The following is a 12,358-nucleotide window of genomic DNA, read 5'->3' on the forward strand; positions in this document are numbered from 1 at the left end:
CTTCCGAGGTCGCACCCCAGGCATAGGCGAAGAATTTGAGGTTCCGGCTCCGCGTGACCTCCGGATCTTTCTGGCGCAGCGAGCCGGCGGCCGTGTTGCGCGGATTGACGTAATCCTGCCCACCGGCAGCGGCGGACCGCTCCTTGAGCGCCTGGAACTCGGCATAGGTCATATAGACCTCGCCGCGGATTTCGATGCTCCTGGGCCAGCCCGAACCGAGGAGCTTTGGGGGAATGTCGGCAATGGTGCGGAGGTTGGCGGTGATATCCTCGCCCACAGAACCATCGCCGCGAGTCGCGCCGCGCACGAAAACACCGTCTTCGTAAAGCAGCGAGGCAGAGAGGCCATCGATCTTTGGCTCGGCGGTGAAGGCGATTTCGAGGCTTTCGTCCTTCTGGAAGAAGCGGCGGCCGCGATCGATGAAATCGACCACGTCTTCATCGGTATAGGCCTTGGCGAGGCTGAGCATGGGCACGGCATGACGCACCTTGGCAAAGCCCTCGGCCGGCGCGGCACCGACCCGGCCCGTTGGGCTATCGGTGCGCACCAGCTCGGGAAACACCTCTTCGAGCTCGGCGTTGCGTATGCGCAGGGCATCGTATTCGGCGTCGGTGATCTCCGGCGCATCGTTCTGGTGATAGGCGACGTCCGCGGCGGCTATGGCGGCGGCGAGCCGTTCAAGCTCAAGCCGGGCTTCGTCCTCGGTGAGATCGGCGGCGGGCTTTTGGGACAGGTCGGACATCATCAACTCTCGAACGCTTGCCGCCGCGCTGGCCTCATCCTCGGCTTTTCGAAGGACAGGTCAGGCGCGTTGCGGCCATAGTGACGGGACCTCGTGGTTCGACAAGCGCGCCATGCGGTCTTTGAGGCAGTTTAGGGGATTCCCGCTGTCGCGGGAATGACGCTGGGACGGCGGCGCGTCGTCGGGACTATTTCACCGCGCCAAGCAATTTCTTGGCAGCAGCCCGTGCCTCGCTGGTGATCTCGGCACCGGCCAGCATGCGAGCGACTTCCTCCTGGCGGGAATCGGGCTCGAGTGGGCGAACATGGGTGCGCATGAAGGCCCCCTCCTCCACCATCTGCTTTTCGATCAGCAGGTGCCGATTGGCCCGCGCGGCAACCTGCGGCGCATGGGTAACGGTGAGCACCTGCACGGTCTTGGCAAGGCGCGCGAGACGCCGGCCGATGGCATCGGCAACCGCGCCACCGACGCCGGTGTCGATTTCGTCAAAGATCAGCACGGGGGCCGAACCGCGATCGGCCAGAACGACCTTGAGCGCGAGCAGGAAACGGCTCAGTTCGCCGCCGGACGCCACCTTGAGCAACGGGCCAGCCGCCGTGCCGGGATTGGTCTGCACGTGGAAGGCGATCTGATCAAAACCGGCGGCGGCCACGCGGTCGGTTTCGACCTGGTGGTCGACAATGAACTTGGCCGCGCCGAGCTTGAGATCGGGCAGTTCTTCCTCGACGGCCTTGGAGAGAGCCTTGGCGGCCTTCTTGCGGCCTGCAGAGAGCGTTTCCGCCGCTTCCCTATAGCGGGCGCGGGCGCGGGCCTCGTCGGCCTCCAGCGCCTTGAGGCGGGTTTCTCCGCTCTGCAGGGTATCGAGATCGCCCCGGTATTTTTCGAGGATCCCCGGCAGCTCATCACAGCTCGCCTGATGCTTGCGCGCCGCGGCACGCAGAGCAAAGAGACGCTCTTCGACACCTTCGAGCTCGGCGGGATCATAAGCCATTTGCCGCTGCAGGTCTTCGAGCGCCTCCCCGGCGCGATCGAGCGTCGCCAGAGAGGCATCGAGCGCATCGACGATGGGCTGGAACAGCTCGGCGCCGCCATCGACCTTGCGCAGGAGACGGCGCATCAGGCCGGACAAAGCCGGAGACGGGGCATTTGGGCCGTTGAGGATTTCGTCGATCTCGATGAGATCGGCGGCCGATTTTTCGGCCTGCTGCAATTGCTGGCGGCGTTCGGCCAACTCGGCTTCTTCACCCCCGACCGGCTTCAGCTTTTCGAGCTCTTCGACGGTGTGGCGGGCATAGTCCTCGGCGGCGAGAGCTTCAGCCACGCGATCCTGCTGCTCTCGCACTGCCTGCTGGATTTCGACGAGATCGGCCCATGCCTCGCGCACGGCAAGAGCGGGCGCCGCGAGTTCACCAAAGGCATCGAGGGCGGCGCGGTGGGTAGCGACATCGACCAGCGCGCGGTCGTCGTGCTGCCCGTGAATTTCGATGATCTGGCTACCGATCTTCTGCAGCAGTGCAGCTGAAACCGGCTGATCGTTGATGAAGGCGCGAGTGCGGCCATCGGCGAATTGGACGCGGCGGAGGATAACCTCCTCGTCGTCGGCAATCGCATTGTCGCGCAGCAGCGTGCGGGCGGGATGGGTCGCGGGAAGCTGCACCATGGCAACTACCTGCCCGCTATCCTGCCCCTGCCTGACCAGAGAGGCATCGCCGCGACCGCCAAGGGCCAGCGTCAGCGCGTCGAGCAGGATGGATTTACCGGCACCGGTTTCGCCGGTGAGAACGGTCATGCCTGTATCGAGCGCCAGATCGAGCTGGTCGATGAGGACGATATTGCGAACCGAAAGCGCGTTCAGCATGCGGATCTATCCAAGGCGTATCGGGCCTGCCTCTTAGCATTCCCCGGGAGGCCCGGCGTCAGCGGCGAGTCACTTTCGCACAAGCAATGCGAACGGGTGGCATGATAGAGAAAAAGAACAAAATGGCAACCAGGCTTGTGAGGTGAAGCTTCAATCATCCACCGGCTGTCACCCCGGCGAAGGTCGGGGTGACAATCGAGGTTAGAACGGACGCGATGAGGGGCGGCCAAGGCGCCCTACTCCGCGTATGCGACCCAGCCGCGGAAGCTGAACGCGGCGTAGAAAAGGCTCACGCCGACAAAGCCGGCTTCGCGCAACATTGCCTCTTCTTCCTCCGGCGGGAGAATCGTCAGGCGGGTGCTGATTGCCTCGCGGGCCTTGGCGGCGATGGTTGGATCGACGTTATCGGCCTGGCCATAGGCGACGTGGCGGGCGATCCATTTCGAGCGCTCGGGTTCACTCTGCGGGAAGCTGATGTGAGCGAGGATGAAGGGCGCGCCCGGATTCAAACGACGACGAATTTCACGAAGCGTTTCAAGACGTTGCTCGCGCGGAATGAAATGGAATGTGAGGAGGCTCGTGGCCGCATCGAAGGGGCCGGCGGGGGCATCCTGAATATAACCCTCCCGGAGGTCGACGCGCGCGGCATGCTCAGCAGCGATTTCGCGGGCGAGCTGCAGCATGTCGGCAGAGGGATCGACGCCAGAAAGATGCCAGCCCGGCCGGAAGTCGGCCAAAGCCTTGATCTCCAGACCGCCGCCTGCGCCAAGGACGAGGATTTGCGCATCGTCAGACACGGTTTCCGCCAGCAGCAGGTTCATCATCCGATGGAGGCCGGCAAAACCGGGCACCTGCCGCGGTGGGCCCTCGGCGTAGTGGCGGGCGGCTTGAGCGTCAAAGGGTGCTGGGGGCATCGGTCTCTCCGTTTCCGGGGAGATGGGGCTTGCTCCGGCGGATGTCAAACCCTGTCGATGGCGTGCTTAGCACCTATCAGTCCGCGATAATTCGCGCGAGCGATAAAATCCTCGATGCCCACTCGGCGGACCGGCCAACGGCCTTGGGGAGATGGCCCCCACAAGCGGCGCGGGGTCACCGAATTCGCAGCAGCGAGTTCGATTGAGGCCGGCGGTCATAACAAAAAGGGCCCCGGAGGGCCCTTTCAAATTCCAATGCTGAGAAAACTCAGCGCTTGTGGCCGGCCAGCCAGCTGCCTGAATTGAGCTGCGGGGCGAGACCCTGCTTACCGAGAAGATCGAAGGCGCGCTTGTACCAGTCGCTCGACGGGTAGTTGTGGCCAAGAACGGCTGCGGCGGACATGGCTTCATTGGTGAGGCCGAGCAGCAGGTAGCCTTCGGTGAGGCGGTAAAGGGCTTCCTCGATATGCGTCGAGGTCTGCCACTTCTCCACAACTTCGCGGAAGCGGTTGATGGCGGCGGTGTATTCGCCGCTGCCGAGGTAGTAGCGGCCAACCGACATTTCCTTGCCGGCGAGCTGGTCATAGGCGACGAGGAGCTTTTCCTTGGCGTCCTTGGCGTGCTCGGACTTCGGATAGTTCGAAATCAGCAGGTTGTAGGTGTCGATGGCATCGCGCGACAGCTGCTGGTCGCGGGTGATGTCCTTGATCTGCGCAAAGTAGGAAGTGCCCTTGAGCCAGAGAACGTAAGGAACGTCCTTGCCGTTGGGATAGAGCGCCATGAAGCGGTCGGCCGCCAGGATGGCTTCGTTGAACTTGCCGATGCGATAGTTCGCATAGACCTGCATCAGCTTGCTCTTTTCGGTCAGCGGATCGCGCGGGTGCTGGCGATCGAGCTGCTCGAGCTTCTTGATGGCGGTCTGGTAATACTGGCGATCCATGTCGTCCAGCGCGCCCTGGTAGAGCGAGGCGGCGGGGACAATCGGCGCTTCCTTGAGCTTGGGAGCGCCGAACAGGTTCATGCCCGAGCAAGCGGTGAGAGCAACAGCGAACAGACCTATGGCGGCGAAACGGGCTGCCCGGTTCGCCATCTGGCTTACAACTTTAACAGTCACGAATTGCCCCGTTCTCAAACTTCCACAAGCGCTTGCGGCGTAATTAGCAATTGGATCAAAACTGTGGCGCAGCGACCGGCCGAAGCCGGTCAGCGCACAGACCTGAGATAGTGGCGAACGCCCAATCCCTCCGGCTGATCGTCGAAAGATTCGACTTCCAGCGGCAGATCCTCGGCGTTGACTATCTCATAATTGGCCTCGCTCGAAAAGAGACCGGCCAGGACATGAGCATTGAGCGCGTGCCCGCCTTTATATGAGCGGAAGCGCCCCCAGATCGGCAGACCGCCCAGCGACAGGTCGCCAATGGCGTCCAGAAGCTTGTGGCGGACGAATTCGTCTTCGTAGCGCAAGCCATTCGGATTGAGCACACGGTCTTCGTCGACCGTGATGGAGTTGTCGAGGCTGGAGCCGAGCGCGTAACCGGCCTGGCGCAGCGCCTTGGCGTCGCGGGCAAAGCCGAAGGTGCGGGCGCGGGACACGTCGTCGAGGTAACGGCGCGGGGTCCAGTCGAAAATCATGCGCTGGCGGCCAATGACCTTGGAGTCGAAGTCGATCTCGAGGTCGAGCGCGCGGCCATTGTAGGGCTCGAGCGCGGCGAAGGCGTCATTGTTGCGCACGGTGACGGCGCGAATGATCTTGAGGAACTTGCGGTGAGCCGGCTGGGTCTCGAGACCCACTTCCATGATGGCTTCTGCGAAGGGGAACGCGCTGCCATCGAGAATGGGGCATTCGGGGCCATCGACGGTAATGAGCGCGTTATCGACGCCCATGCCGGACAGGGCCGAAGTCACGTGCTCGACGGTTGCGACACTGACGCTGTCGCCGAGATCAAGCGTGGTGCAAAGGGTCGTGCGACTCACGCGCGAGAAATGCACGGATACGGGCTGGGTCACGCGGCCCTCGCCGAGGTCACGGCGAATGAGGAAACCGCTGTCGGCCGGAGCCGGCGAAAGGGTCAGATTGACAGGCGCAGCCGAGTGCACGCCATAACCGGAAAAGGAAATATCACCGGCAAGCGTGCGCTGGCGTGTGGACATTTTTTTCATACGTTTTTTACTCCACCCCCAAGGGTCTCACGCTCACGCAACTGTTAGCCAAAAAAAACTCGGCGCGGAAGCCGCGCCGAGTAACGATTACAGAGTTCTCTTTAAGAGCCTTTAACCGTGCTTACGGAGGAAGGCGGGAATCTCGAGGCTGTCCTTCTGGGGAGCAGCAGGTTGGCTACGGCCCTGGTTGTCGAAGTTGCCACGGGCGCCCTCGGATGCCGGCGGCACCCGCGAAGTCCTTGCACCGCCTGCTTCAATGGCGCTGCGGGCAGCGGCGTCATCGGCCATGCTCGATGCCGGTTCACGGCGCGGTTCGGTCTGCGGCTGACCCAGGTTCAGACCCACATTGGAGGCTAGGCGCTTGAAGAGAGCGCGGGCATTGCGCGGCTCTTCCACATGACGATCCTGCGCCTGCTGTGACTGGCGTGCAACAACCGGAAGCTCCTCCGTACGCGGCATGCGGCGGTGACCGTCGGGACGGGCTGCATGCGAGGGTACGTAGACGCTCGGAATCGGCTTTTCTTCAACCATGGGAGCCTCTTCGGGCTCGGTCACGATCTCGGCGGCGGGCATGTAGGGTTCGACGACGATGCCGTCATCTTCCATCATATGCTGCTGATGCTGGGCGTGCGACACGGCCGGACGTTCGGCAGCGAAGGCCTGGGCGACAGCCGACTCAACTTCGAAGCCGATGTCTTCGATCAGTTCGGCAGTCTGCTCGGGAGCCGGAGCGGGCGCGGCAGCGCGGGCCGGTTCGACCGGCACATGGCGGCGGACCGAAAGCGGGGTGCGCGAAGCATGCGGTTTAGCGGGCTCGAGAGCCTGGACCATTGCTGCATCGGTGCCGGTGGCGACGACGGACACGCGGATGGTGCCGGTGAGGTCCGGATCGTAGGTGGCGCCGAGGATGATGTTGGCGTCGGAGTCGACTTCCTCACGGATGCGGCTTGCAGCTTCATCGACTTCGTAGAGGGTGAGATCGGGACCGCCGGTGATGGAGATGAGGAGGCCACGGGCACCCTGCATCGAAACATCGTCGAGGAGCGGATTGGCAATGGCGGCTTCGGCGGCGTGGCGAGCACGATCTTCACCGGAAGCTTCACCGGTACCCATCATCGCCTTGCCCATGCCACGCATGACAGCGCGGACGTCGGCGAAGTCGAGGTTGATCAGGCCCTCTTTGACCATGAGGTCAGTGATACAGGCGACGCCAGAGAACAGCACCTGGTCAGCCATTGCGAAAGCGTCGGCGAAGGTGGTCTTCTCGTTGGCAACGCGGAAGAGGTTCTGGTTCGGGATGACGATCAGCGTATCGACATGGCGGTGCAGCTCGTCGATGCCGTCTTCGGCCAGACGCATGCGGCGATTGCCTTCGAAATTGAACGGCTTGGTCACCACGCCAACCGTCAGTATGCCCTGTTCGCGTGCTGCGCGGGCAATGACCGGGGCAGAGCCGGTACCGGTGCCACCACCCATGCCGGCGGTGATGAAGACCATGTGCGAGCCAGAGAGGTGATCGTTGATCTCATCCCAGCTTTCTTCGGCGGCCGCACGACCAACTTCCGGGTGCGAACCTGCGCCGAGGCCTTCGGTAACGCCGACACCGAGCTGAATGATGCGCTGCGCCTTGGAGAGCGACAGGGCCTGGGCGTCCGTATTGGCCACCACGAAATCGACGCCGCTGAGACCGGACTCGATCATGTTGTTGACGGCGTTACCCCCGGCGCCGCCGGCACCGAAAACGGTGATTCGGGGCTTGAGTTCTTGAATATCGGGGATCGTGAGATTGATGGTCATTTATGGCATGGCCCCATAGGTGGCGTGGTTAGGTAAAGATTTACCCGCCAATTCGTTAACTAGAGCCTAACAATTGTCCCAACCGCGTTAACTTCAGCGCAATTTGCGAGGCACAGCGGCAGGGTGTTCATGCCCCATTAACCGCGCTGCCACTCGCAAAGCCGCTTGACACCCGGGGTTTTTATGCATAACCAAATCCGCATATAGCCCTTTGGTTATTTATTAAGAGAGGAGATTGTGATGACCAAGCTGATGCCCTGCCTCTGGTTCGATGACCGGATCGACGAGGCAATCGAGTTCTACACGACCACTTTCAAGGATTCGAAGGTGATCAACCTCGTGCGTAATTCCCCTGATTCTGCCGCGTTCACCGCCGTGATCGAGCTGGCGGGCCAGCAGATCTTCCTGCTCAACGGCGGGCCTCGATTCCCGTTCACCGAGGCGGTGAGCATAATGATCGAGTGTGACGGTCAGGCGGAGGTCGACCACTACTGGAACACCTTCGTCGACAATGGCGGCGAAGAGAGCATGTGCGGCTGGTGCAAGGACAAGTTCGGCTTCTCCTGGCAGGTGGTGCCCAAGCAGATGTACGAGACCGTTCTGGGCCCCGATAAGGCCGGCGCCGGTCGCGCCATGCAGGCGATGATGAGCATGCACAAGCTAATCGTTGCCGACCTGCAAAAAGCCTATGCGGGGGGCTGAGGCAAAACTGGCCAAGCGGCGGAAGCGTGGCTAGGTTCCTCCCCGGAGGCTCGCCATGAACCAGCAAGACATTGTCGCCGCCGTTAATGCCGCATTTGCAGACAACGAGGCCGTACGCGGCCTCTTTCTTTCCGGCAGCTTTGGCCGCGGCACGGCAGACGAATGGAGCGATGTCGATCTGTTGGCCATTGTCGCCAAGGACGACCAGCGCGGCGTCGCCGATCAATTCCGGATAGCGCTGAATGAGCTCGCACCAGTGGTCTATTGGAATGAGCTCGACCGCGGCGGCTTTCTGATCAATGCGGTGACCGAAGACTGGCTACGCTGCGATCTGAATATGGTCGAACCGGCTGCATTCGGACAGAAGGCGAGGAACGCCATCATTCCGCTGATCGACCGCGACGGCATCTTCGATTCCCTGCCGGACGCCCTGCCCCCAAGGTCACCCAGCCCGCAGGCACTGCGGTACCAGATCAACGAATTTATCCGCGTACTTGGCCTGACGCCGGTGGCCATGGGCTGCTGCGAGGCCTGCTTACCGACCTCTTCATGCTCGATGTCACCCTGCCCGACCCCGGGGGCATATTGCACCTCTCAAAGCTTCTGCCCGCATGGCAAATCCAACTCATGCGCGACCTCCCTTTTCCCGATGCAACGCGAGACGCTCTGATCTCCGCAAACCTGGCTGTGGCGCGGGAGTTCATGCCGCGGGCCAGGGCCATGGCCGAGCGCTTGAATGTGGAATGGCCAGAGGCGTTCGAGGCGGCGACGCGCCGGGTGCTAGAAGACAAGCTTGGCGTTAAGGCCGACTGGCAGTGACCAAGGCGCCCCCGTCTGGGGAACTCGCGATCTGCGCGCTTAAAAGCTATGGCGCAGCCAATTGCCGACACGGGCGAGATAGCCGTCCGTGCCGGTGAGGCGGCGCGAGCTGCGCGGCTCGGTATATTCCTGGGCACAGACCTGCGGATAAACCAGCATGCCGGCGACGGTCGAGAAAGCGGCGCTCTTGGCGATCTCAGGCAGGCCGGCAATGCCCATCGGGCGGCCGTTGCGAACGTTGCGGGCCAGAGTGCGGCGCGCGACTTCCGGCAGACCGGTGAGTTCGCTGGCGCCGCCCGTGAGCACGAAACGGCGGCCACAGACATCCATCATACCAGTGGCTTGCATGCGGTCGCGAATGGCGGTGAGGATTTCCTCGATGCGCGGACGCATAATGCGGGTGAGCACGGAACGAGCCACCTGCCCCGGCGCTTCATCGAGCGCCGCACCGACCGGCTGAATGGCGATCATGTCGCGCTCGTCGGCCTGACCGGGCAGCACGGAGCCATAAAGGGTCTTGAGGCGCTCGGCGTCAGCCACGCTCACCGAGAGCTGGCGAGCAATGTCGAGCGTCAGGTGATGGCCGCCGATGGCGATGGCATCGGCATAGACCAGATGGCCGTCGTTGAAGACGGAAACGGTGGTGGTGGCACCACCGAAATCGAGGCAGGCAACGCCGAGCTGGGCTTCGTCATCGACAAGGCTCGCAAGCCCCGAGGCGTAGGGCGTGGCGACAAGCGCTTCGATCTGCAGGTGGCAGCGGTGCAGCACCAGCTCGAGATTGCGCATGGCGAGGGTTTCCGCCGAGATCACGGCGACATCGACGCCGAGCTTCTCACCGACCATGCCCTTGGGATCGCGAATGCCCTTCTGGCCATCCAGCGCGTAACCGATCGGTAGCGCGTGAACGATGGAGCGCTCTGGGCGCACTGAGCGGGAATTGACCGCCTTCAGCACGCGGACGATGTCGGTCTTTTCGACTTCCTGCCCATCGAGCGAAACGGCGGCCGAGAAGGTTTCGGAGCCAAGGCGGCCGGCGGTGACGTTGACCAGCACGGATTCGAGCGTCAGCCCGGCGGCGCGCTCGGCCATACCCACGACATTGCGGATGGCCTGTTCGGCCTTTTCAATATCGGTGACCACGCCGCTCTTGACCCCCGAGGACGGTCCGTAACCAAAGCCAATCACTTCAGCCTGATGCGAGCGACCGCGCAGGGACTTGCCTTCAGCGCGCGGCACGAGGCGAGCGATGACACAGCAGATCTTGGTCGAGCCGATATCGAGCACGGCGACGAGGGTCGTCTTGCCAGGCTGTACGGGCCGCAACCGAGATGTCATCGCATCGGTCATCATGATTTTTTGGGGTCTTCACGTTTGGTGGGGCGAACGGCGACGACGGAATCGACACGTAAATCGATGACAGTCACGTCCCGATCAAGCAACTGATATTGCGACTGGTAAGCCGCCAGTTTCGAGAGCGCCTGGGCAACGCCCTGCTCCGGCAACTGCACGCGCAGGCCGGTATCGTAGATCATGTCCCAGCGGCGGTCGGCGATGCGCGACAGCGCCACGAGGCCGGACTGGAGCTGCGGGAAATTCTGGAGAGCGCGGATCATGACCATCGCGTCGTCGGCAGCCCCATCACCGATGACCAGCGGCAGGTCGCCATAGGCGCCGCCATCTTCCCCGATCTGGGCGCCTGCGGCGTCGATGACGAAGGTGATGCCGTCGACGCGCCAGCGGGCGACCGGGACGTGCTCGGTAACGGTCACGGAGACATCGGCCGGATAGGTCTTCCGGACGGTGACGGTATCGATGGCCGGCAGCTCGGCGATGCGCTCGCGCGCCGCTTCAACATCGAAGGCCAGGGTCGAGGTTTCGGGCTGAATGCCGAGGGCGTCGAAAATGGCCTGCTCGGAGGTCAGGGTCTGGCCAGAAATGGAGATTTCGCCAACGGCGAGACCCGCATCGGCAAAGCCGCCCTGAGCGAGGGACGAGAGCGCAACGATTCCATTGCCGATCGGCTCATGGGCCGCAAAGAGCCCGGCTACGCCGGCGAGCATGGCCGCGATCATGGCGGTGCGGCGCAGTGCGGTTCCATGCAGGACGACAGCGCGGTTGAAGCGATTGTTGACACGCTGGAGCGGAGAGCGGCGTGCAGGAACAGGCAGTGTGCGGGGATCGACGGGACGAGCCCCGGCGAAAAATGCCTCGCTCTTTACCTGTTGCAACTCGCGTCCTCCACCAGCCAGGAGACCAATTCTTCGTATGAGTGTCCTGCATGGGCGGCCTGTTCGGGCGCCAGAGACACCTCGGTCATACCCGGCTGGGTGTTGATTTCGAGGAGCACCAGTTCACCATCCTCGCCTGCCGCGTCGTTGTAGCGGAAATCGCACCGCGTCAGTCCACGACAGCCAAGGGCCGCATGTGCGGCTAGACTGAATTGTTGCACTTTGTCGTAAATTTTCGGTTTCAACTGAGCAGGAAGCACGTGGACGGCGCCGCCATTGCTGTACTTGGCTTCGTAGTTGAAAAAGGTCCGGTCGGTGACGATTTCCGTGACCCCGAGGGCCACGTCGCCCATCACCGCGCAGGTCAGCTCCCGGCCGGGAATGAAGCGCTCGACCATGATTTCTTCGCCGCCATTCCAGTCTTCGCGCAGGATTTCCTGCGGCGGATGGCTGGTATCGCCCTTGACCACAAACACGCCGAAGCTCGAGCCATCGGCAATCGGCTTGATGACATAGGGCGGCTGCATGATGTGCGAGCGGGCGGCCTCGCCACGCGACACGATGACATGGTCGGTCACCGGAATGCCGGCGGCCTTGAAGAGAATCTTGGCCTGGTGCTTGTTCATGGCCAGCGCCGAGGACATGACACCCGAGTGGGTATAGGGAATCTGCAACAGTTCCAGCACGCCCTGGATCATGCCGCTTTCGCCGAACGGGCCATGGAGGGCATTGAAGGCTACGTCCGGCTTCAGCGCCATCAGCACTTCGGCAACGTCGCGGCCGACATCGACCTCGGTGACCTGATAGCCGGCGCGACGAAGCGCGGCGGCACAACCGGCGCCGGTCTTGAGGGACACGGGCCGCTCATTGGACCAGCCCCCCATGAGGACGGCGACGTGCTTGGTCATTTCGTATCCTTGCCCATGAGGACACCCAGTTCACCAGGCAGCGCCGCAGCCCATTGGGTGATGTTGCCGGCGCCGAGGCAGACGACATAGTCGCCTTCTTCGACGCGCGAAGCGACGAGCGCGGCCAGGTCTTCGGGTTTGTCGAGCACACGGGCATCACGATGGCCGCGGGCGCGGATGCGGTTGACCAGTTCTTCGTGGGTTACGCCCGGCAGCGGCTGTTCGCC

At 62.8% G+C, this 12,358-nt stretch carries 10 protein-coding genes and 2 pseudogenes; 2 read left to right on the plus strand and 10 right to left on the minus strand.

Features of this window, described 5'->3' with window-relative positions; genetic code table 11:
- The 6 genes and pseudogenes from J0I64_RS18480 to ftsZ form a co-directional block, all read right to left on the minus strand.
- Positions 1–733: pseudogene (locus J0I64_RS18480) on the minus strand (NAD-dependent DNA ligase LigA); the annotation flags it as partial.
- Positions 734–929: 196 nt separating this feature from the next.
- The gene (gene recN / locus J0I64_RS18485) at positions 930–2,600 is read right to left on the minus strand and encodes a DNA repair protein RecN (RefSeq protein ID WP_291410953.1); all 1,671 of its coding nucleotides are present in this window, start codon (positions 2,598–2,600) and stop codon (positions 930–932) included.
- A 236-nt stretch (positions 2,601–2,836) separates the two neighbouring features.
- Positions 2,837–3,514 carry a class I SAM-dependent methyltransferase gene (locus tag J0I64_RS18490; protein ID WP_291410970.1) on the minus strand — a complete coding sequence of 226 codons (678 nt, stop codon included), beginning with the start codon at positions 3,512–3,514 and terminating at the stop codon, positions 2,837–2,839.
- 268 nt (positions 3,515–3,782) lie between these two features.
- Positions 3,783–4,628, minus strand: a complete 846-nt coding sequence (locus J0I64_RS18495; protein WP_291410955.1) for an outer membrane protein assembly factor BamD — start codon at positions 4,626–4,628, stop codon at positions 3,783–3,785.
- An 89-nt stretch (positions 4,629–4,717) separates the two neighbouring features.
- On the minus strand, positions 4,718–5,674 hold the full coding sequence (gene lpxC / locus J0I64_RS18500; protein WP_291410957.1) for a UDP-3-O-acyl-N-acetylglucosamine deacetylase: 957 nt from the start codon (positions 5,672–5,674) through the stop codon (positions 4,718–4,720).
- A 111-nt stretch (positions 5,675–5,785) separates the two neighbouring features.
- Positions 5,786–7,471, minus strand: coding sequence for a cell division protein FtsZ (gene ftsZ, locus J0I64_RS18505; protein ID WP_291410959.1), 1,686 nt, complete (start codon positions 7,469–7,471; stop codon positions 5,786–5,788).
- A gap of 240 nt (positions 7,472–7,711) precedes the next feature.
- Here ftsZ and J0I64_RS18510 point away from each other — a divergent pair, with 240 nt between their 5' ends.
- Both J0I64_RS18510 and J0I64_RS18515 read left to right on the plus strand, forming a co-directional pair.
- Entirely contained in the window at positions 7,712–8,173 is a 462-nt protein-coding gene (locus tag J0I64_RS18510; RefSeq protein WP_291410960.1) for a VOC family protein, read from the plus strand.
- A gap of 55 nt (positions 8,174–8,228) precedes the next feature.
- The gene (locus J0I64_RS18515) at positions 8,229–8,843 is read left to right on the plus strand and encodes a nucleotidyltransferase domain-containing protein (protein WP_291410962.1); all 615 of its coding nucleotides are present in this window, start codon (positions 8,229–8,231) and stop codon (positions 8,841–8,843) included.
- 188 nt (positions 8,844–9,031) lie between these two features.
- Here J0I64_RS18515 and ftsA read toward each other — a convergent pair whose 3' ends face one another.
- The 4 genes and pseudogenes from ftsA to murC form a co-directional block, all read right to left on the minus strand.
- A complete protein-coding gene (gene ftsA / locus J0I64_RS18520) occupies positions 9,032–10,345 on the minus strand; it encodes a cell division protein FtsA (RefSeq protein WP_291410964.1) in 1,314 nt (437 codons plus the stop codon).
- Positions 10,342–11,223, minus strand: coding sequence for an FtsQ-type POTRA domain-containing protein (locus J0I64_RS18525; protein ID WP_291410966.1), 882 nt, complete (start codon positions 11,221–11,223; stop codon positions 10,342–10,344). Before J0I64_RS18525 ends, ftsA begins: the two co-directional genes overlap by 4 nt.
- Positions 11,211–12,131: a D-alanine--D-alanine ligase gene (locus J0I64_RS18530; RefSeq protein ID WP_291410968.1), complete on the minus strand. Its 921-nt coding sequence runs from the start codon at positions 12,129–12,131 to the stop codon at positions 11,211–11,213. The genes J0I64_RS18525 and J0I64_RS18530 overlap by 13 nt, the downstream gene beginning before the upstream one ends.
- A pseudogene (murC, locus tag J0I64_RS18535) lies at positions 12,128–12,358 on the minus strand (UDP-N-acetylmuramate--L-alanine ligase); the annotation flags it as partial. The pseudogene murC and the gene J0I64_RS18530, both read right to left, overlap by 4 nt.

Source organism: Devosia sp., from assembly GCF_017307565.1.
Taxonomy (GTDB): Bacteria; Pseudomonadota; Alphaproteobacteria; order Rhizobiales; family Devosiaceae; genus Devosia.